The organism is Roseiarcus fermentans, assembly GCF_003315135.1.
Classification (GTDB): Bacteria; Pseudomonadota; Alphaproteobacteria; order Rhizobiales; family Beijerinckiaceae; genus Roseiarcus; species Roseiarcus fermentans.
Genome location: NZ_QNRK01000002.1, coordinates 1 through 21,243, shown reverse-complemented (window position 1 = coordinate 21,243; position 21,243 = coordinate 1). Strand labels below are relative to the sequence as shown.

Sequence of the window (21,243 nt, the reverse complement as noted above, 5' to 3'; positions counted from 1 at the left end):
CGAGGGGCCGGGGCAGGGCGCGCCCCGGGAGGGCGGCGTCCCGCCGCCCGGGGACGGGCGTCCTCCCGTTGGGCGGCGCCGCAGAGGCGCTTGCGCGGACGGGGCGCGAGGGGGCGGACTTCCGGGCGCGGAATCAATTTTTTCAGACCTTTGCGGCGGTTTTTCCGGGCAAGTGCAACGCCCGAGGCGGTTGTTCGCGGCGAGGCGGGCAGGGCGCGCCCTAGGAGGGGCGCCCTCCCGTCGAGCGGCGTGACCGCCGCAGTTACGGCCGGCTCGGGCGCCACTCCCATCGGCGTCATGCCGGCGATCCCCGGGCAGGGATCCAGCAAGGGCGTTGCAGAGCCGCAGGCCTCGCCTCCGCCGCTCCAGCGCAAGCGAAGCCGGCGCCAAATCAAGCCGGCGCCAAATCTGGACAAGCGTCCGCGTCCCGCTTCGGGGTTTTTCAAGAGGTTGCGCGCGGAAAGAGTTCCGATCGGACCACCCGAGGCGGTTGTGCGCGAGACGCCTGGAGGGCGACGCGGCGTTCCGGGCGAAATTCGCCTTCGGCGGCGGAAGGGCTCGCAATCCTTCATCCCGCTCCATGGTCCTCGACGACGCCACGTCGACCTCCTTGTCCCGCGCGGCGGCCGTCCGCAGCGAATCGATCCCGGACGAAGCGATCCTCGCAGTCCGATCTCCATCTCGGGCGACCATAGCATGAATTTAATATTTGTCGAAATCATATCTATCACTCATTTGTAAAAACAGAACAGATTGCGACGTCCGCTCGTCGCCTCGCTGTGGCCATGCGCGGGCGCCGAGGACAGGGGAGGGTGCAGGGCGGTCGGCGGGACATGGGCCGCCTCCTGGAGCCTTCTGAACCGCTCGACGGCGGGTGGCGGCCGCGTCGGCATGCCGGGGCGGAGACGCTGAACCGATTTGGCGACGCGTCTCCGGTCAACCTCATGGCGCGACAGGGCGACGAAGCGCGGGGGATTCCGGCCACGAGGGCAGGGGCGGTCGCTATCTCCTGGAAAAGGCCGGTCAGCCAAGACAACGGGATCACCTCGTGTTCGCTGCAAAGGACGGGAACGAGGCTCGACGAGCAAAGAGGGAGCGTTCATTTCCCTGCTGAACAGGCGAAACAACACAGGGAAGATCGTCTTTCCCGGCCGCGTCGGCGCGGACCCAAGCAAGTTCGGTTGCACTTGAACGCGGCTATATTCCCGGCGCCGTTTGAACACACTCAGGCCAATATAATAAACACGATGAATGCGCAAAATCTGTCTGGATCCGGATCGAATGGTGGTTATCGAGGGTCGGTTGACCTGTCTGGGCGATGTAAACCTGAGTGTCGTCATTGGCGTAACCGCCTCGGCGCGGTAGCGTTACGTCAAATATTTGGAAAAGCGTGCTATGCACAGCGTCATGGCTGACAGAATGGTCGCCCCGGAACGAGCTTTTCAATTGGCGGCGTCCGGACACGGCTCGCGGGTGGGCGAAATTGTCGGAGCGCTCGGGTGCGAAGGCTGTTCCACAGATGCGGGCCCGGCCCTCCGGCGCCGACTCACGCGCGCGAACCGGGTCTGGCAACCAGCGGGTCGGATTGCCGAGAAGCGGCCGGCCGACGTCTGCGAAGTCCCTGAGCCCACACGGCCGCGGCTGGCCTGCCGGCCGCAGCAGGAGGGGAAGACGACCGGGTTTGACGAGACGACACCTGTCCCATTCCGAATTGGGACAGGTCGCCAAACTGCCGCGCTGGACTGGAGCTGCGATGCCTGACGTGACGCCGAGCGCCGCCCCCGTTTTTCCAATCGTCGGCATCGGCGCTTCGGCCGGCGGCCTGCGGGCGCTGGAGAGTTTTTTCCACGCCACGGCTCCTGCGCCGGGGATGGCGTTCGTCGTCGTCATGCATCTTGCGCCCGACAAACCGAGTCTGCTCGCCGAAATCCTCGCCCGTCATACCGCCATGACGGTCGAGGTCGCGCGCGACGGCCAGGCCGTCGAGAAGGACACGGTCTATGTCCTTCCGCCCAAGGCGGTGCTGACCATCTCCGGGGGAATCCTGCGGCTGCAGGAGACCGATGTCGCCCACCATCAGCGCTCGCCGATCGACGTGTTTTTCAGTTCGCTGGCCCACGACCGCCGGGAGAATGCGGTCGGCGTCGTCTTGTCGGGCAGCGGCAGCGACGGCGTGCTGGGGGTCAGGGCGATCAAGGCCTGCCTCGGCGTCACCATCGCCCAGGCGAGAGATTCCTCAGGCCCGGGATTCGCCAGCATGCCCGACAGCGCGATCGCCAGCGGCCTGGTGGATTTCGCCATTCCCGCCGTGGACATACCCGGACGCCTGAGCGAAATTTTTCACGGCGCCGGCCGAAGCGACGGCGATGCGTCGGGCGAGCGGCCGCTCCCGGAGGGCGGGACGGCCAACGACGAGCGTGACGCCATTTACGGCCTTCTCCGCAAGGCGACAGGCCATGATTTCAGCGACTACAAGATCGGCAGCTTCATGCGCCGCGTCTTCCGGCGCATGCAGATCCATCAATGCGCGACCTTGCCGGACTACGTCGCGCTCATGCGCAAGGACGCCAACGAGGCGACCCTCCTGTTTCGAGATCTGCTGATCAATGTGACCAGCTTCTTTCGCGACGCGGAAGCTTTCGAGGCGCTGCGGCAGATGGCGATTCCGCGCCTGTTCGAAGACAAGACCGCCGCCGACTGGGTGCGAGTCTGGACGCCGGGCTGCTCGACGGGCGAAGAGGCGATTTCGATCGCCATCATGCTCCGCGAATTCATGGATACGCTGTCTGCGCCGCCGCGTGTGACGATTTTCGCCACCGATGTCGACGAGGCTGCGCTGGCGGCGGCGCGTGCGGGCCGCTACCCGGAGCGGCTGGTTCAGGGGGTCTCGCCGGAACGGCTCCAACGCTTTTTCGTCGCCCAGCCCGGGGCCTATGTCGTCGCCCGGGAGGTGCGAGACCTGTGCGCCTTTTCGACGCACAATCTCCTGCGCGATCCGCCGTTTTCCCGAATGGACATGATCTCCTGCCGAAATCTGCTGATCTATTTCGGCGGCGAGGCGCAGCGGCAGCTGTTTCCCGTGTTTCACTACGCCCTGCGACCCGGCGGATTGCTGTTTCTCGGCCAGTCCGAAACCATCGGTCGGTTCGCCGATCTGTTCAGGGCGCTGAACACTGCGAAATATGTCTATCAGGCCCTCGACGCCGCGCGGCTCGGCTCATGCCGCTGACCGGCCCCGGCCCGTCGCCCGGCCGATTCGCGACTCGCCTGTCCGATCGAACCCATCCGAACAGCCGTTCGGGGCTTCGTGATCTGGTCGACGCGCGGATCGCGCTGCTGACGCCGCCGCACGTGGTCGTGACCGGCGACGGCGAGATCCTCCATGCTTCGGCGCGGACGGGGAAATATCTCGAACTGCCCCCCGGGGTTCCCAATCGTCACTTGTTTTCGATGGCGCACAAGGACCTCCGCCTCGACCTGCGCGGCGCGCTGCGCCAGGCGTCGCAGACCGGGCGGACGGCGACACGCGAAAACGTCCGGTTCGGGCCCGAGGCCGATCACGCGGAGCGGGTGTCGCTGGTCGTCGAGCCGTTGCCCGAGCGGGAAGGCGGCGCGCCCGAGTTTCTCGTCGTGTTCCGGGACGCCGGTCCGGTCGTCGTCGCCGAGACAGCGGCGTCCGCAGCCGACGGCGCCGCGGCGCCCGACGCGACGCCCGGCGCCGCGGAGATGCGCTATACGCGCGAGCAAGTGCAAACGACGGTCGAAGAATACGAGAGCGCGCTTGATGATCTGAGGCTGGCCAATGAACAAATGATGTCGCTGAACGAGGAGACGCAATCCACCAATGAGGAACTGGAATCTTCTAAGGAAGAACTGCAGTCGCTCAACGAGGAAATGCAAACTGTTAATCAGGAAATATTGGGCAAGGTCGAGGAACTGGATCGTGCAAACCGCGATCTGCGCGATGTTTTCGTCAATGCAAGGATCGCAACCGTGTTTCTCGATCGTAAGTTGGCGATCCGTAGTTTTACACCGCCGATCGAAAAGCTTTTTAGCGTCATTTCGACGGACATTGGCCGCCCCCTGACCGACCTTGTCACCGAGCTCGACTATCCGAGGCTGCGTAATGACCTCGAGAAGGTTCTAGAGACGGGAAATTTACTCGAAATGAGCGTCCGAACCAAGAAAGACGCGCCGCAATATTACCTGGTCCGGCTCACGCCCTCCCAGGATTCCGGCAAGGCCATCGATGGCGTCGTCGCGACGTTCATCGACGCCCCCGCATTGGACCAGGCCGAGGAGACAATCCAGAAGCTGTACGCCGAACGGCTGGAAGTGGTCCTGGCGATGGCCGCCGGTTTGGCCCACGAAATCAACCAGCCGCTGGCGGCGGTCACGATGTCTCTGGAGACACTGCGCCGGATGTTCGCCATGCCTCCGGAGGACCGCGCCGGCGAGATGGAACCTGTCCTCGATCGCGCCTATCGACAGACCATGCGAGCCGCCCGGATCATCAGCGATTTGCGCGCGTTCATCTCGCAGAACGAGACCGACAAGACGATTTTTCATATTCATGACGTGATCCGCGAAGTCGCGGACGAGTTCACAGCCGATCCGCGGCGAGACACGGTGCGCGTGACGCTCGAACTCGCGGTCGGGGACGACCGCGTCCTTGCGGACAGGACCCAGATCGACCAGGTGCTGGTCAATCTGATGCAGAATGCGCATGACGCGATGGGTGCCTCCAGCCGACGCGAGCTGACGATCCGGACCGCGTTCGCGGAAACCGGCATGGCGCGGGTCGACGTCGCCGACACCGGCGCCGGAATCGCCAAGGAAATCGAAGGTAAGGTGTTCGAACCCTTCCATTCCACCAAGAAGCGCGGCATGGGCATCGGCTTGCCGATCTCCCGCAAGATTGTCGAGGCCAATCGAGGCAAGATCTGGTATCGGCCGAACCTGGAAGGAGGGACGATCTTCAGCTTCACCCTGCCCTTGGCCGGCGCTGAAGACAACGCCGACTCGTCGACTGCCGACGTTTGACCATTCGAGGAGGACGTTTCATCTCGGGGCGGCCGGCCGCCTTCGTTGCCCTTGCGGGAACGGCGGCGCAGGGTCGAACCCGCTCCTGCGCCCCGCTTCCTACGCCTCCGCCGGTCCGATCGTCAGCGCGATCGTCCCGACGCCCTCGATGGCGCCGTCGAGCCGGTCGCCGGGGTTCACCGGGCCGACACCTTCGGGGGTGCCGGTGAAAATCAGGTCGCCGGGCGCGAGGTGGTAGAACAGCGACAGGTCGGCGATGATCTCGCGCACGCCCCAGATCAATTTGCCGAGGTCGGACTTTTGCCGGATTTCGCCGTTGACGGCGAGCTGGATCGCGCCGCTTTCGAGAATCACGCCCGGCGCCGGGAAAATTTCCGAGACGACGGCGGCGTTCTCGAAATCCTTGCCGAGGTCCCAGGGGCGGCCTTTTTCGCGCGCCGCCAGTTGCAGGTCCCGCCGCGTCATGTCGAGGCCGCAGGCGTAGCCGTAGACGAGGCGGTCCGCTTCGCCTGCCGCGACGCGGAACCCGGCCGCGCCGACGACCACGACGAGCTCCATCTCGTGATGAAAGCTTTTGGTCCCGGGCGGGTAGGGGACGGTCGCGCCGGAGGGCGCGAGCGCTTGCGGCGATTTGATGAAATAGAACGGCCGGTCGCCGCCGCTTTTCTCGACCGCCTGGTGGCCCATCTCGGCGGCGTGGGCGGCGTAATTGCGGCCGACGCAAAAGATGCGGTTTACGGCGGCGCGCTCGGGGCGCCCCCTGACGGGAAGCGAGACCGGCGCCGGCGGCGCCCACAGATACGATTGCGACATGAAAGGCGTTCCCCGGGATCGGCGGCTCGAACCTGCATACACCGCGCCGGCGGCCGAAGCGAAGCCCCGCCCAAACGCCCGATTGCGGCGAGGCCGACCGCTTCGCCACAAACCAGTCCGAATTCGCCTTCAAGCTGTCGTCAGAGCTCGGCGGCTCGGGGGCGTCGCGATCGCGCGCGGCGGGTGGGAAGGCGGCGTCGGCTTATCGGTCGGCCGCGTCTTCGCCTTTGCCTTCGATCGCCCAATCGGGAGCGCGGGCTGGATGGTGGGAACCTGTTCGGCGGCGGGGTCGCTGCGTCGCCTGACGGTGGCGGTCCTGATGGGCGTCGGCGCGCTGGCGCTCGCGGCCTGCAACGCGAAAAACGCCTACGTTCCGCCGCCGCCTCCGAAAGTGGCGGTCGCGCAGCCGGTCGAGCGGCCGACGACCCTGTATTTCGAGCTGACCGGCAACACCACGGCCTATAATTCGGTCGACCTGGTGGCGCGCGTGCAGGGCTATCTCGATTCGATCCACTATCAGGACGGCGCGACGGTCAAGAAGGGCGACCTCCTGTTCGGCATCGAGCAGGACCAGTACCAGGCGCAGCTCGACCAGGCGAACGCCTCGCTCGCCACCGCCCAGGCGCAGCAGACCTACAACCAGGCCGAATACAACCGTCAGGCGACGCTCGGCCGCCAGGACTTCGCTACCCAGGCCACCATCCAGCAGTGGAAGTCCAACGTCGAGCAGTCGGGCGCGGCGATCCTCAACGCCAAGGCCTCGATCGAGCTCGCCAACATCAACCTCGCCTATACGCAGGTGCGGGCGCCGTTCGACGGCGTCGTCTCCCACCACCTGGTCGACATCGGCGCGCTGGTCGGTTTCGGCGGGCCGACCAAGCTCGCGACCATCGTGCAGACCGACCCGATGTACGTCTATTTCAACCTGAGCGAGCCGCAGGTGCTGGCGATCAAGGCGAGCAACGCCAGGGCCGGGATTCCGTTCCGCACCACCGATCTGTCCAGCATCCCGGTCGAGATCGGCCTTCAGGGCGAGGACGGCTACCCGCACACGGGCCACATGGACTACGCCTCGCCGCAGGTCGACCAGTCCACCGGCACGCTGCTGGTGCGCGCGGTGTTCGAAAACAAGGACCAGTCGCTCCTGCCCGGCCTGTTCGTCCGCGTCCGCACGCCGATCCGCAAGCTCGACAAGGCGCTTCTGACGGCCAACGAGGCGATCGGCGCGAGCCAGGAAGGGTCCTACGTGCTGGTCGTCGGCAAGGACAACGTGGTCGAGCGCAAGGCCGTGACGCCGGGCGAGCGCGACGGGCAGCTCAGGATCGTCAATTCCGGCCTCGACCCCGGCGACTGGGTGGTGACCGAAGGGCTCCAGCGCGCCTTCCCCGGCGCCAAGGTCGATCCGCAGCGGACGACGCTGGCCTCCGCCGCGCCCGCCGCGCCAGGGCCCGTCGACGCCGATCCGGCGGCGGCGAAATGAGCGCCGAGGAGCCCGGTCCCGCGGGCGCCGCGCCGGCCGGCGCGATGGGCAGGGCCGGGGCGATCTCGCGCTTCTTCATCGAGCGGCCGGTGCTCTCCAACGTGATCGCGCTGGTCGTCGTGCTGGTCGGCCTCGTCGCGCTCTACCAGCTGCCCAGCGCGCAATATCCCAACGTCGTCCCGCCGACGGTGCAGGTGACGACGCGCTATCCCGGCGCGAGCGCCCGCACCCTCGTCGACTCCGTCGCCCTGCCGATCGAGCAGAACGTCAACGGCGTCGAGAACATGATCTACATGCAGTCGACCAGCGCCGACGACGGCACCTATACGCTGGCGGTCACCTTCGCCATCGGCACCAACCCGGACCTCGCGCAGGTGCTGGTCCAGAACCGGGTGGCGGTCGCGCTCTCCTCGTTGCCCCAGGAAGTGCAGATCCAGGGCGTGACCACCAAGAAGCAGTCGACCTCGATCCTCGAGTTCGTGGCGCTGGTGTCGCCGAGCAGCAAGTTCGACAGTTTATTTCTGTCAAACTACGCCGTCATCAACGTGCAGGACGAGCTTCGCCGCCTCGACGGCGTCGGCGACGTGACGGTGCTCGGCGCCGGGCAGTATGCGATGCGCGTGTGGCTGAACCCGGACCTGCTGCAGGCGCGCGGGCTGACGCCGCAGGACGTGATCAGCGTCATCCAGCAGCAGAGCCAGGAAGTGACCGCGGGGCAGGTCGGCGCGCCGCCGGCGCCGAAAGGCCAGGATTTCCAGTACACGCTCAACCTCAAGGGGCGCCTCGACACGCCCGGCGAGTTCGAGAACATCATCGTCAAGGTCGACCCGGCCAACGGCGGCCAGATCACCCGGGTCCGGGACGTCGGCCGCGTCGAGCTCGGCGCCCAGACCTACAGCCAGTCGTTCAACCTCGACGGCAAGCCAGCCGCCGGAATCGCCATTTCGCTCTTGCCCGAGGCCAACGCCATCGAGGTCGCCAACTTGGTCAAGGCGAAGATGGACGAACTGGCGAAGAGCTTCCCGCAGGGGCTCGAGTACGTCATCCCCTACGACACGACCAAATTCGTGCGGGCGGCGATCGGCGAGGTCTATCGCACCCTGTTCGAGGCGGCGGTGCTGGTGCTGATCGTCATTCTGGTGTTCCTGCAGGACTGGCGGGCGATGCTGGTGCCGGCGACCACCGTGCCGGTGACGCTGATCGGCGCCTTCGCCGCGATGGCTGCGCTCGGGTTCTCGATCAACCTGCCGACCCTGTTCGCGCTCGTGCTCGCCATCGGCATCGTGGTCGACGACGCGATCGTGATCGTCGAGGGCGTGGCGCGCTACATCGAGCGTGGGTTTCCCGGCCGGGAGGCTGCGGGGCGGGCGATGGACGATCTCACCGGGCCGGTGCTCGGCATCACGCTGGTGCTGATGTCGGTGTTCATTCCGGCGGCCTTCCTGCCCGGCTTTACCGGCCAGCTCTACCGGCAGTTCGCCCTCGTCATCGCCGCGACCGCCTTCATCAGCGCGGTCAACGCGCTGACCCTGAAGCCGACGCAGTCGGCGCTGTGGCTGCGGCCGCCGAAGCCCGAAGGACAGCGCAACGTCTTCTCGCGCGGCTTCAACGCGGTCTACGGGCGCCTGGAGAACGGCTATGCGCGGCTGATGGGCGCGATGACCCGGCGAGCCGGACTGATGGTCGTTGTCGCGCTGATGCTGGTCGGCCTCGCCATCTGGGGCCTCACCCGCATTCCGACCGCGTTCCTGCCGGTCGAGGACCAGGGCTACGTGATCGTTCCGGCGCAACTGCCCGACGGAGCCTCGAAGGAGCGCACCGACGCGGTGATGCAAACGATCGCCAAGCTCGCCGGCGCCGTCCCCGGGGTCGAGCGCGTCGTCACCGTCAGCGGCATCTCCATTCTCGACAACCGGGCGAGCCTCGCCAACGCCGGCGTCGCCTTCGTCGTGCTCAAGGACTGGGACCAGCGCCTGAAGGAAAAGGGGCAGGACGCGCGCACGATCATCAACCGCCTGAACGGCGCGCTTCAGGGCGTTCCGGAGGCCTTCACCTTCGCCCTGCCGCCGCCGCCGATCCAGGGGATCGGCAACGTCGGCGGCTTCTCGATGCAGGTCGAGCTCAAGAACGGCAATTTCGACTACGTCATGCTCCAGACGCTGACCAATGCGCTGGTCGGCAACGCCAACGGGCAGTCGTCGCTGTCGCGGGTCGCGACCACCTTCCGCGCCGGCGCGCCGCAGTTCTACGTCTCCGTCGACCGCATCAAGGCGGAGCGGATCGGCGTGACGGTCGGGCAGGTGTTCGCGGCGCTATCGGGATACGTCGGCGCCGGCTACGTGTCGCAGTTCAACAAGTTCGGCCACGTCTTCCAGATCTACACCCAGTCCGAGCCGCGCTACCGCGCCACCGCCGACGACATCCGCAACCTCAAGGTCAAGGCGGGCGACGGAACCATGACGCCGATCGGCACCGTCGTCGACGTCAAGGAGGTGACGGGACCGTCGCTGATCAGCCTCTACAACCTCTATCCGTCGTCGACGGTGGTCGGCAGCGCCGCGCCGGGATTCAGCTCCGGCCAGTCGCTCGACATCATGGACCAGATCGCGGCCAACACCCTGCCCAACGGAACCGGCTACCAGTGGACCGCGATGTCCTACCAGGAGAAGCAGGTCGGCAGTCAGATCTACTACGTGTTCGGCTTCGCCATGCTGATGGTCTATCTCGTGCTCGCCGCCCAGTACGAGAGCTGGATCCTGCCGCTCTCGGTGATCCTCGGCGTGCCGCTGGCGCTGCTCGGCACGGTCGCCGCCCTCACGTGGCTCGGCGCCTCCGACGTGTTCTACAGCCAGGTCGGCATCGCCGCGACCAACCTTTATACCCAGATCGGCCTCATTCTCCTGATCGCGCTCGGCAGCAAGAACGCCATTTTGATCGTCGAATACGCCCGCCAGCGCCGCGATGAGGGCATGGATATCGCCAAGGCGGCGGTGGAGGGGGCGCGGCTGCGGTTCCGGCCGATCATCATGACCTCGTTCGCCTTCATCCTCGGCGTCCTGCCGCTGGTGCTGGCGACCGGGGCGGGGGCCTCGGCGCGCATCTCGATCGGCATCGCGGTGTTTTACGGGATGATCGCCTCGACCTGCCTCGTCGTCGTGTTCGTGCCGTCGTTCTATGTCGTGATGCAACGCCTCGACGAGCGTTTCGCGCGCAGGACGGCGGCCTCGCCCGCGCCTCGGCCGGCGCAGCAGGGCGCCGAGTGAGCGGCGCGGCGCCGCGGGCGAAAGACCGGACGGGAAGCGCGGCGTAGCCGGTGGCGACGGGGCGTCGAGCAAGGGCTCGCGTCGCCGAAATGGCCGCCGGCGATCATCTCGTCCTGCGACGCACGGGAGGCGAGACCGGCCTCCGTCATGCCGAAGGCGGCGAGCGCCTCGCCGTCGCGGGTCTCGAGGGATGGCGTCAGTCTCGATGGCGATCAAGAGCGCCGCTCGCGGCGGTCGGTCCTCGCTCTCTGACTTTCGTCCAGTTTCGGGTAGACTCCCGTCCTCGCTCCGGGAAAGTGGAGCGATTTCGGAGATCGGAAATGAAGACAATCGGCTTCCTGTCCTTCGGCCACTGGACGCCGTCGCCGCAGTCGGCGACGCGCTCGGCGGCGGACGCGCTGCTGCAATCGATCGATCTCGCGGTCGCGGCGGAGGAACTCGGCGCGGACGGGGCCTATTTTCGCGTCCACCATTTCGCTCGCCAGCTCGCTTCGCCCTTTCCGCTCATGGCGGCGGTCGGGGCGAAGACCAGGCGGATCGAGATCGGCACGGCGGTCATCGACATGCGTTACGAGAACCCGCTCTACATGGTCGAGGACGCCGGCGCCGCCGATCTCATCGCCGGCGGCCGGCTACAGCTGGGGATCAGCCGCGGCTCGCCCGAGCAGGTGATCGACGGCTGGCGCCACTTCGGCTACCGCCCGGCGGAGGGCCAGGACGACGCCGAGATGGGGCGGCGCCATGCCGAGGTCTTTCTCGGGCTTCTCGACGGCGAAGGCTTCGCCGAGCCCAATCCGCGGCCGATGTTTCCCAATCCGCCCGGCCTCCTGCGGCTCGAGCCTTATTCCGCGGGTTTGCGCGAACGCATCTGGTGGGGCGCGGCCTCCAACGCGACGGCGGTCTGGGCGGCGACGCTCGGCATGAACCTGCAAAGCTCGACCCTGAAGAACGACGAGACCGGCGAGCCCTTCCATGTCCAGCAGGCCGCGCAGATTCGCGCCTTCCGCGCGGCGTGGAAGGCGGCGGGTCATGCGCGCGAACCGCGGGTGTCGGTCAGTCGCAGCCTGTTCGCGCTGATCGACGACCGCGACCGCGCCTATTTCGGCCGCGGCCGAGCGGAGCAGGACCAGATCGGATACATCGACGAGAAGACGCGCGCCATCTTCGGCCGCAGCTACGCGGCCGAGCCGGACATCCTCGTCGAGGAGCTGAGGAAGGACGAAGCGATCGCCGAGGCCGACACGCTGCTGCTCACCGTGCCGAACCAGCTCGGCGTCGCCTACAACGCGCACGTGATCGAGGCGATTTTGACCCATGTCGCGCCGGCGCTCGGGTGGAGGTAGGCCAACGTCGGCGAGCCGGAGCCGGGGCGGATTGCCGGGCCTCGTTGCCGGCGCGGTCGCTGACGGCGAGGCCGGAGGGCGAGACCTGCGAAGCGTTCCGGCAGAACGTCTCGGGCGCGTCGTTTTTGTCCCGCGAAGACGACCGGGACGGCGCCTGGGAACGGCAAGCAATCCCATGCCGCAGGACAGAGATTCGGCGGCGTGGATTGCATCGCCGCTTTGCCCGTCCGAATGACCTGGGGCGCGCGCGCCACGACGTGTCGACCCCGTCGCGCACGCGCGCCATACCGAGCCCGCAGCTCGGCGAGTCCACGCCTACTGGCGCGCCGACTGCTGCGCCGACGCCAGTCCGAGCGTCTTCTCGAGCTGGCCCAACTCGACGTCGTTGTCGCAAGTGTTCAAGAGCGCGGGAAAGTCGTCCCGGGTGGCCTGGGACAGCACCCAACCGAGCGGCGGCTGAACCGGCTTCGCATCGCCGGTTCCGCGCTCGCACATTTCCATGTGCGCGAAATACGGATTCTCGGGTTTCGCCTCGACCGGTTTCGTCTCGTTGACGTTCACGTCCTTCGACACGTCGAGGGTGGCCGCGACCCGCGTCTGCGGCGAGAGGGTCACGTCCTGCGCCCTTTCCGCCGCCGTCTTCGTCGCATCGGCGAACTCTGCGCAAACCTCCGCCGCGAGTTCCGCCGCAGCGCGATTGCCATGGGCCTCGCGCACCTTCTCCAGCCCCTGGAACGGGGCGACGAACTCGTTGAGCAAAGCGTTCCAAACCTCTCCCGGGTCGACGGAAAAGTAATTCGGTCCCGCGGCGTCGCCTTTTTGCCGCCGGGCGGCGGCCGCCGGCGGCGGTTCGCGCTCCGCCACGCTGACGAGGCATTTGCGACCGTCCTTGACTTCGTTGATGCGCACCAGCGTGTGGCTGGCCTCGAGGCCCGGATCGCTGCTGATCATGAGGATGGCGAGCTTGACGTCATGCTTCCTTTTCTCCAGTTCCTCCCTCGCGGCGCGAGCGATCTCGAGCGCGGACAGCGCGCCGTAGTTCTCGAAATATCCGCCGTCGATCACCGAGCCCTTCCCGTGACCGAGATCGCCCGCCGGCGAGACATAGGTGAAGCGCGCGCTGTTGTGCGCCGCAGTGCTGATCCGTACGTCGGCGCCGAGTTCGTTCAGCGCATCCAGGCTGTCGATGAAGACGTTGCGTTCGATCAGCACGTGACCGGTGATGATGCGGTTGCCGGATTCCTCGTGCGTGGCGTTGAGCAGGAGGATCGGGCGCCAACTCCGCTCGGGCTCATTGGCGGCCGGACGCAGCGCGTAGGGCGAGAAACTCAGGAAGGGTCGCGCCAGCATGCCTCCGCTCGCCTGTTCGAAGCTCGCTTCCAGCGCCGCGCCGCGATCGCCCTGTCCGAGATCCGGCAGGAAGCTCGACAGCGCGTCGACGAAGACCAGGCTCGCGAGCGGGGGGGCCAGGAAATCCGCCTTCAGATAATCCGTGGCGGGCGGGCACGCCGGGTCGCCGGCAATCGGGGCCGAGCAGTGGTTCTCTTCGCGCTTCGTCAGGGCGGCGGAGAACGCCGCGGCGCCGACGCTGCCGCCGGAGACGCCGCTGATCGCGAACAGATAGGGGCGGATGCCGCCCTGAGCCGCGAATTTGGCGTCGAGTTGCTCGAGAACCGTCGCCGTCCAGTAAGCGGCGCGAATGCCGCCCCCGGCGGTCGCCACCACGAGCATCGGCACCGGCCCTACGCCGTGCGCTTTGTCATAGGCGGACTGCGCCTTCGCATACCAGGCCTCCGCCGCGTCGGCGACCTTCGGTCTATCGTTGGGCAAGGCTACCGGCGTGCAGTCGCCCTCGCAGGCGCGAACCCGATGAAACGGGCGCAGCCACGCATTGGCGAGGCCGAGGATGACGACGAAGGCCAGGACATAGGCGCCCAGGACGCGACGGCTCGCGTTCTGGCCGAAAACCTCGCGCTGGACGGCCCGGTCGATCGCGAACTCGACGAAATTCACCAGCGACAGGATCGCGCCGAACGCGAAATAGGCGACGACCAGGGAGCCGAGACGATGGCCGACCCCGGTCGGGCTGATCCACACGAAGATGGCGAACAGCACGGCGAGGCCGAACAGGCCGAGGGTGAAGGCGGCGATCTCGCTGCGTTGTCGCCGATCGTCGGCCTCGCGCGCCGCGGCCGTCGCCTGCCCGCCGAGCGGCGGCCGACGGCTTCGCAGCCAGCTGATCAACGCCAGGAAGGCGATCGCGGACATGCTGATGACGATGGTGGCGGGCACGAACCCCTGGGGGAAATGGTCCCGCAATAGCGACAGGATCGCGAGAGCGCCGAGAAGCGCGACTTCCCCGACGATCGAAACTCGGGCGACCCAGGAGGCGAACTTCACCTTGTCGGGCGCCGCCGAGCTCCGGCTGCGGGGGGAGCGCTTCACGTCCTCCGCCCAGACGAACGCGGTGGCCAGCAGGATCGCGAGCGGGGCCGACAAGGACAGCCAGCGAAGGGCGGGTTCGCCCCACGCAGCGTCCGGAACGTTCCACGCCGCCAGGGTGAGATTGATCGCGGCGAAGAGATGGGCGAACACGCCGAGCAGCCGCGGCGGCCAGTAGAGCCACCGTTCGCCGCCGCTGACGACCCGGCGCGTCGGACTTCCCGGCGTCGCCTGAGCCGGCGGCACGCCGAGGGCGCCGGACTCGAGCGCCGCCGCAATTCCCAGCCGCGCCGTATGCCAGGTGTTGGCCGCCCAGTACATCAGCGCGAAGAACAGAAACACAAGAGGCCACCCATAGCGCTCGCCCATCAAGCTCACGCCGAGTTCCCGGCCTTGGTCGTTGAAGAACAGGAGGTAGCCGGCCGCGCCCAGAAGAGCGATCGGACGCCACATCACCCCGAGCGCCTGCAGGAAGTCGCGCGCCTGCGACAGGGCCTGAGCGCGATCGCGCACGCGGCGACCGCGCCGGCCCAGGCGAGGAACCCGAGGAGGGGAGCAAACCCGCTCGCCGGATCGAATCGATTGACGACCCAGGCGACGAGGCCGAGCAAAGCGACCACGCCGACCGCCCGCCAGGCCCTGGACTCGAACAGGATCAAGAGTTTCGACATGATATTCCCCTTTCATTTTTTGTTATGGAGAGATCCATTTCCTTGGTGACAATCAATTGGATGCTCTGCTCCGCAGTTTGCTATTTCTGACGGACGGCTCCCAATCGGATGAAAGAGAGCGGATACGGATTTCGACGGAGACTGTGAGCCAAATCAAACCGGCGGCCGTCCATTGCTGGCGTCGGACTGCTGTCGGCGTGACGAAGCCTCCACGGTTGAGAGGTTCCGGCGATGACGCCTAGGGTCCGCGGCGATAGAGCCCGGTGAAGGTCACGCCGGCGCCGCCGCACCCGCCATTGTCCTCCACCATGAGCCACGCGCCGACGCGCTGCATCCGCACGCGGCAATTGTCGCCGTAGTCGCCCTCGTCGACGAAGGCGAGGGCGGCGCCGGGGGCGACGCGCGCGTGAAACTCGCCGTTCTGGTAGTCGCCGGCCGGGGTCGGCAAGGTCATTCCGCCCGCGACGCTCAACTTGCCGCCGCGGTCCGCGATCTCGACATGGCCGCCCGGATGCCGCCAGTCGCCGGTCCAGTCCGCGACGCTCGGCGCAGGCGCCGGCGCGACCGGCGCGAGCGCCGCGCTCGGCAGCCAGCCCACGGTCCAGGTCTGCCTCGCGTCCAGCGGCGACTGGTAGGCCACGCAGGTGAAATCGCCGCTCGTCTTGCCCGCGAGCGCCAGATCGCCCGCGACCAGAAAGGACTCCTTCCGGCACCCGTCGCTGTGCGACGGGCAGGTCGCGGCTTTGAAATCGTCGTCATACGGACTCTTGACGAAATGCACGCGCGGACCGCCCCTGACCTCGAAAGCGGCCAGGGGCCGGGCGTCGTTCCACTCGACTCCGGTGCAATTGCGGGGATCCTGCGCGTCGTAGGCCGAGGCCGACCCCGCGAGGGCCACCGCAATCGCCAGACATCCGAAGATTTCAATGCGCATCCCCGTCCCTTCCGTTCGTCGCCGAGCGGCTCGTGCGCCGTCAGGCCTGCGGCACGGTCGGCAACGCGCCCGCTTGCGACCATTTCTCGAATTTCCCGAGGACGCCCCAGGCGGTCATCGCCAGGAACAGCGGCAGCGCGGCCTGACTGAGGCCCGGAACGGAGGTTGCGACCGTTCCGAGCAGTCCGGCCAGTCCGCCCGCATTGGACGAGAACGGAACGGCGGCGAGCAGGCTCGTGGCGAGGGAACCGCCAATCCCGATCGCCGTCTTCCTGCCGTTGAGCAGATTGCCGAGGGTCTCGCCGAGCGCGCCGTTCACCGGACCCAGTGGCTGCCCGCCCGACCCGACCAGGGCGTTGAGGATGTCAATGGCCTGCTTGAACTGATCGGCCGAATGGTTCGCCGAGACGACGGCCGTGGCTCCCGTCGGCGGTTGAATCCGCCGTACGATATCCAGAATCCTCTGGAACGCGCCGACCGGATCGTTCGGATTCGCCGCCGCCGGCCCGGGGATGGCGATTGGGGTCGCGGGCAGGGGCGTCCGCTCCAGCGCCTCGATCCGCTGGACGATCTGGGACAGGATGTCGCCGGTCGTCGCCGGCAGCATGGGCTTTTGCGGCGCCGGCAGCATCGGCTTCGCCGCAGCGGACCGGCGCACAGTCTCCTCGGCGATGGCGGCGACGGTGGCGGCGTCCGGAAGCCCGGTGTCGTTCAAGCCGTCTTGCTCCTGGAACGCCGAGATCGCAGCCTTCGTCCTCGGCCCGAGAATTCCGTCCTCGACCAGGCTTGGGACGATGCCGAGCACGTTGAGCGCGTGCTGAACGTGAAGCACGTCTTCCGCCAGACTCACGTCCGGCTCGGGCGAAACGCTCGGCGCCGAGGGCGCCGCGCCGAACACGATCGACGGGTCCAGCCCGATGAGCTCTTTGAGGATCACGGCGACGCCGAGTTGCGGATCGACGACGCCGGGATCGAAAACGCCGTCCGAGACGAACTTGCCGGCCCTCGCCTCGGGCGGTCCGTAGACGGTCGAGCCGCTCCACAGGTAGGGCGATTGCACGCCCCTGGAATGATAGCCGAAGCCGTTGAACGCTTCGAGTCGGAACAGCGTCCGGGCGAGGCTCCAATCCGTCGCTCCGACAAATCCCTGAATCCTCAACGCGTCGACCGCGCCGTCAATGAAGGCGTTCGGACCGGTGAACGGGCCTCGGCCTTTGGGGACGATCGTCGTCACCCGGTTCAGAGGCTGGCCGTTGCCGAGGTAGGTGTTGAGATCGAAGCCGGATTCGCGGTCGTGGCAAAGGCCGATGAAGGGCCACGGCACGTCGGTGATCGCTTCAATCTGCTGGTAGACGGTCTTGTTGCGCAGCAGTCGCGAGGCCGCTTTGCTTGCCTCGCCCACGCTACCCGGCCGAATCTGCATGGCCTGCCAGTTCACCTCGTAGTCAGACCTGTATTTCTGAAAGAGAGTCTCCAGATTTGCCATAGCCCGCCTCATATGTTTGTGGTTAAATGCAGGATATTCCTCTACTGAAACATGATCTTACGCTAAATTTTTGGTCAACGCTACGCCCATCCTCGCCCTCATCCCCGAGGACGAAGATCAACGGGATCCTCTTGCTGACGCGCTGCTTTTCTCAAGGATCCCGCGCCTCGATGTTGTCTAACTGACTCTAAGTGAGAAAGATGTGATGGCTGTCACACTTGCGAAAACTCTGTAAGGCGAATCGGCATCAGTTGATGCGAATTGCGTTGTCTTCACGCGCAGGAAAGTCGGAAGTCTCCGGCGGTCGAACAGGCGTTTCCAAAGCAAACGGTCGTCATCCGATTCCTGGGAGATTCCGCCGTCACAAGATCTGGCGTGAGCCGGACGGTGACGGATCGCATACAAATGTCCGGACTGAGGCCGCGCTTGCGTGGAGATTACGAAGACGATCAGTCCTATGAACTGCCCTTCGTCGTGCGACATCGATCCGTCGTGAGAGGGCGCTGGTCTCGCGCCCTGTGCGGCGACGCCTGCCGCGACGTATGCCGCATAGGCCGCCGTCGCGGCGGCGCGGAAACCGACCGCGGCGGTTACGCAGGCCGGCCTTCCGCGGCCGCCGGCCCCGTCAGCTGCGCGCGCGCCGCACGATCAGCGGCGCGACCAGCGCCGTCCAGCCGGTCTGGTGCGAGGCGCCGAGGCCCTCGCCGGTGTCGCCGTTGAAATACTCGTAGAACAGCGGGCGCCGGGTCCATTCGGAACCAGGCCTGAACAGCGGCCTCGGGCCGTCCGCCGGCCGCCGACCGTCGGGGCCCGGGAGAAAGAGGCTGACGAGCCGGCGCTCGATCTCGTCCGCCGCCTCGCGGAGGTTGACGCGCTTTCCCGAGCCGGTGGGAAGTTCGACCGTGAATTCGTCGCCGAGGCCGCGATAAAGGCCGCGCAGCGATTCGACCGCGAGCAGGTTGAGCGGGAACCACACCGGCCCGCGCCAGTTCGAGTTGCCGCCGAACAGCGGCGTGGTCGATTCCGCAGGCTCGTAGTCGAGGGTCTGATCGACGCCGCCGACGCTGATGACCAGCGGATGGTCGCGATGCCAGCGCGACAGCGAACGCAGCCCGAACGGCGAGAGAAACTCGGTCTCGTCCAGCATGCGCGACAGGATGCGCTCGAGCCGCCGCCTGTCGACGAGGCAGAGGAGTTCACTCTGTCCGCCGCGGGCGAAATAGCGCACGAAACAGGCCTGAGCCGGCATGTTGTCGATGAACCAACGGGCGCGGGCGCGGAAATTCGGCAATTGCTGCCAGAGAGAAGACGGAATATGGCAGGAGGCGAACACCGGCAGCAGCCCGACCGCCGAGCGCGCCCTGACGACCACGGTCGAACCATCGGGCCTGCGCAGCCGGTCGTAGAAGAATCCGTCGGTTTCGTCCCACAATTCATTCATCGCCCCGGCGATCGCGGCGAAATGCTCGAAGAACTTGAGCGCGATGTCCTCGTAGGCGCGATCGTGGTTGGCGAGCCGCAGCGCCATCTCGAGCATGTTGAGGCAGTATTTCGCCATCCACGCCGTGCTGTCGGACTGCTCCAGCAGGCCTCCCCGCGGCAGCTCCGCCGAGCGGTCGAACGGCCCGATGTTGTCGAGCCCGAGGAAGCCGCCCTCGAACACGTTGTCGCCGAGCGCGTCCTTGCGGTTCACCCACCAGGTGAAGTTGATCAGGAGCTTCTGGAAGATCCGTGCGAGGAAGTCGAAATCCTGGCCGCCGTCGATGCCGAACACCGTCAGCGCCGCCCAGGCGTGAACCGGCGGATTGACGTCGGAAAAGTCCCATTCGTACGCTGGAACCTGGCCGCGCGTGTCGGTGTACCATTCACGGAACAGCAGCAGAAGCTGATGCTTGGCCGCCGCGGGATCGAGGCGGGCGAGCACGACGGAGTGGAAGGCGAGGTCCCATGCGGCGAACCAGGGGTACTCCCACTTGTCCGGCATGGCGATGATGTCGTGGGCGTTGAGGTGGCGCCATTTCGAATCGCGCCCGGCGAGGCGCTGGCGCGGGGGGACGGGCTCGGTCGGGTCGCCATCGAGCCAGCGCGCGACGCTGAAGTGATAGAACTGCTGGCTCCAGATCATGCCGGCGTAGGCCTGGCGCATGAGCGCGCCCTCTTCGTCGGTCGCGCTCGCCGGCCGCAGGGCGGCGTAGAACGCGTCGGCTTCGCCGAGCCTCGTTGCGAGCGTGGCGGCGAAGGCGTCGCCGAGATCGGCCTCGTTCCCGGCGTCGTCGCGCTGGAGGCGCAAACGCAACACGACCTCGTCGCCGGGCGCGATCGTCAGGCGATAGCGCGCCGCCATTTTTGTCCCGCGCCGGTCCGGATTCACCGTGGGGGCGCCCGAGACGATGTGGTCGTTGATCCCGTCCTTGGGAAAGGGCGTGGTCGCCTGGCCGCCGAACAGCAGCGGGACGTTGGTCTCGTTCTCGCAAAACAGCAGCTCCGGCGGCCGCCCGGCCGGATCGGGACCGGCGGCGAGGCGCCAGCTGCGGCTCGTCTCGTCCGTCGCCGTCGCCAGCGCCTCGTCGGGGCGGGGCGAAGCTTGCGCCGCGATGGCCGGGCGGGCCGCCCCTACCTCCCATGTCCAGCGGTTCCGCCACCAGAGCGTCGGCAGGACGTCGATCGTCGCCGCCTCCCGGCCTTCGTTGCGGATGCGGATACGGATGCACAGGTCGTAGGGCGCGGCCTTGGCGTAGTCGACCGCGATCCGCCAATAGCGGTCGCCGTCGAACACGCCGGTGTCGGCGAGTTCGAACTCGGGATTGTCGCGGCTGCGGCGGGCGCTCTCCGCGCGCAATCGGGCGTAGGGGAATTCGGCCTGCGGGTAGTGGTAGATCCAGCTCAGCCACGAAGCGGTCGGCGTCGCGTCGGCGTACCACCAGTATTCCTTCACGTCCTCGCCGTGGTTGCCCTCCGGGCCGGAGAGGCCGAACAGGCGCTCCTTGAGGAAGGGGTCGCGGCCGTTCCACAGGCTCAGCGCGAAGCACAGGGCCTGGCTGCGGTCGCAGACGCCGGCGAGCCCGTCCTCGCTCCAGCGGTAGGCGCGCGACCGCCCGTGCTCGTAGGGGAAGTAGCGCCAGGCGTCGCCGTCGGCGCTGTAGTCCTCGCGCACGGTGCCCCAGGCGCGTTCGCTGACGTAGGGGCCCAGCGCCTTCCATTCGCCCGCACGATCGACGGCGCTCTCGGCGAGGCGGGCGTGCTCGGCGGTGGGCGGGACTGGGGCGCTGGCGGGCGGGACAGGCGCGGCGGTGGGCGGGACAGGCGCGGCGGCGGCTCGGTCTGGCAAGGGCTCCTCCGCCCGATCGCCCCACGATGACGGGGGAGAGAGTCGGGCGGGGCCGAGGTTAGACCAATTCGCGCCCAGAGATTAACCCCCGAATTGACGGAGCGACGCCGGGCGCGATCCAGCGGAATGCGTCCGGCGAACGCGAACCGGCCAGCGTCTGCTTCCCGAACCCGAAGGGAAGCCGGCCGGCGATCGCGGGTTGAAACGAAGCCGCAGCTTCTGCGCAGGGACGATCCGCGCGGCGCCGATTCGGCGGGGACGCAGGGGAATCGCACTTGGAATTCGGCGGCCCTTGTGAGCCGGATTTTGCGTTTTGAGTGAGATGGATTCTACCGGGTGGCGGATGATACGCGGCTCGGGAGAATGTGTTGGATCGCTTTATCGAATGCTGGGACGGTCTGGACGACCCGCGCACGGGCAATGCGGCGCTGCACGACTTT

Annotated in this window: 11 protein-coding genes; 5 read left to right on the top strand and 6 right to left on the bottom strand. The window is 67.1% G+C overall.

The genetic code is table 11. The features are described 5' to 3' along the window. The first annotated feature begins 1,753 nt into the window (after window positions 1–1,753). Together DFR50_RS01825 and DFR50_RS01820 are read left to right on the top strand one after the other, a co-directional pair. Complete coding sequence (locus DFR50_RS01825; protein ID WP_170153002.1) at window positions 1,754–3,229, top strand: CheR family methyltransferase; 1,476 nt, start codon at window positions 1,754–1,756, stop codon at window positions 3,227–3,229. Further along, window positions 3,220–5,043: a sensor histidine kinase gene (locus DFR50_RS01820; protein ID WP_113887487.1), complete on the top strand. Its 1,824-nt coding sequence runs from the start codon at window positions 3,220–3,222 to the stop codon at window positions 5,041–5,043. The genes DFR50_RS01825 and DFR50_RS01820 overlap by 10 nt, the downstream gene beginning before the upstream one ends. A gap of 99 nt (window positions 5,044–5,142) precedes the next feature. Here the strand turns inward: DFR50_RS01820 and DFR50_RS01815 are convergent, their stop codons facing one another. Beyond that, entirely contained in the window at window positions 5,143–5,856 is a 714-nt protein-coding gene (locus DFR50_RS01815) for a fumarylacetoacetate hydrolase family protein (protein ID WP_113887486.1), read from the bottom strand. A gap of 319 nt (window positions 5,857–6,175) precedes the next feature. Here DFR50_RS01815 and DFR50_RS01810 point away from each other — a divergent pair, with 319 nt between their 5' ends. From DFR50_RS01810 to DFR50_RS01800, 3 genes are all read left to right on the top strand, one after another. After that, the gene (locus tag DFR50_RS01810; RefSeq protein ID WP_113887735.1) at window positions 6,176–7,336 is read left to right on the top strand and encodes an efflux RND transporter periplasmic adaptor subunit; all 1,161 of its coding nucleotides are present in this window, start codon (window positions 6,176–6,178) and stop codon (window positions 7,334–7,336) included. Between the two features lie 44 nt (window positions 7,337–7,380). Continuing rightward, on the top strand, window positions 7,381–10,599 hold the full coding sequence (locus DFR50_RS01805) for an efflux RND transporter permease subunit (RefSeq protein ID WP_113887734.1): 3,219 nt from the start codon (window positions 7,381–7,383) through the stop codon (window positions 10,597–10,599). A 320-nt stretch (window positions 10,600–10,919) separates the two neighbouring features. Then, window positions 10,920–11,942, top strand: a complete 1,023-nt coding sequence (locus tag DFR50_RS01800; RefSeq protein WP_113887485.1) for an LLM class flavin-dependent oxidoreductase — start codon at window positions 10,920–10,922, stop codon at window positions 11,940–11,942. A gap of 315 nt (window positions 11,943–12,257) precedes the next feature. Here DFR50_RS01800 and DFR50_RS01795 read toward each other — a convergent pair whose 3' ends face one another. The 5 genes from DFR50_RS01795 to DFR50_RS01775 all read right to left on the bottom strand — a co-directional run bounded on the left by DFR50_RS01795 (window position 12,258) and on the right by DFR50_RS01775 (window position 20,803). Beyond that, window positions 12,258–14,897: a hypothetical protein gene (locus DFR50_RS01795; RefSeq protein ID WP_113887484.1), complete on the bottom strand. Its 2,640-nt coding sequence runs from the start codon at window positions 14,895–14,897 to the stop codon at window positions 12,258–12,260. Then, window positions 14,837–15,055 (bottom strand): hypothetical protein, encoded by a 219-nt coding sequence (locus DFR50_RS01790; protein WP_113887483.1) that lies wholly within the window; start codon window positions 15,053–15,055, stop codon window positions 14,837–14,839. The genes DFR50_RS01795 and DFR50_RS01790 overlap by 61 nt, the downstream gene beginning before the upstream one ends. A gap of 238 nt (window positions 15,056–15,293) precedes the next feature. Then, complete coding sequence (locus tag DFR50_RS01785; protein ID WP_113887482.1) at window positions 15,294–15,989, bottom strand: hypothetical protein; 696 nt, start codon at window positions 15,987–15,989, stop codon at window positions 15,294–15,296. 40 nt (window positions 15,990–16,029) lie between these two features. After that, on the bottom strand, window positions 16,030–17,475 hold the full coding sequence (locus DFR50_RS01780) for a peptidoglycan-binding protein (RefSeq protein WP_113887481.1): 1,446 nt from the start codon (window positions 17,473–17,475) through the stop codon (window positions 16,030–16,032). A 625-nt stretch (window positions 17,476–18,100) separates the two neighbouring features. Further along, window positions 18,101–20,803 carry an MGH1-like glycoside hydrolase domain-containing protein gene (locus DFR50_RS01775; RefSeq protein WP_210208780.1) on the bottom strand — a complete coding sequence of 901 codons (2,703 nt, stop codon included), beginning with the start codon at window positions 20,801–20,803 and terminating at the stop codon, window positions 18,101–18,103. Window positions 20,804–21,243: the final 440 nt, after the last annotated feature.

Excerpts from the sequence above, each read along its gene's own strand:
- DFR50_RS01825 (WP_170153002.1), top strand. The coding sequence starts at position 1,754 with ATGCCTGACGTGACGCCGAGCGCCGCCCCCGTTTTTCCAATCGTCGGC.
- DFR50_RS01820 (WP_113887487.1), top strand. The coding sequence starts at position 3,220 with ATGCCGCTGACCGGCCCCGGCCCGTCGCCCGGCCGATTCGCGACTCGC.
- DFR50_RS01815 (WP_113887486.1), bottom strand. The coding sequence starts at position 5,856 with ATGTCGCAATCGTATCTGTGGGCGCCGCCGGCGCCGGTCTCGCTTCCC.
- DFR50_RS01810 (WP_113887735.1), top strand. The coding sequence starts at position 6,176 with ATGGGCGTCGGCGCGCTGGCGCTCGCGGCCTGCAACGCGAAAAACGCC.
- DFR50_RS01805 (WP_113887734.1), top strand. The coding sequence starts at position 7,381 with ATGGGCAGGGCCGGGGCGATCTCGCGCTTCTTCATCGAGCGGCCGGTG.
- DFR50_RS01800 (WP_113887485.1), top strand. The coding sequence starts at position 10,920 with ATGAAGACAATCGGCTTCCTGTCCTTCGGCCACTGGACGCCGTCGCCG.
- DFR50_RS01790 (WP_113887483.1), bottom strand. The coding sequence starts at position 15,055 with ATGTCGAAACTCTTGATCCTGTTCGAGTCCAGGGCCTGGCGGGCGGTC.
- DFR50_RS01785 (WP_113887482.1), bottom strand. The coding sequence starts at position 15,989 with ATGCGCATTGAAATCTTCGGATGTCTGGCGATTGCGGTGGCCCTCGCG.
- DFR50_RS01780 (WP_113887481.1), bottom strand. The coding sequence starts at position 17,475 with ATGGCAAATCTGGAGACTCTCTTTCAGAAATACAGGTCTGACTACGAG.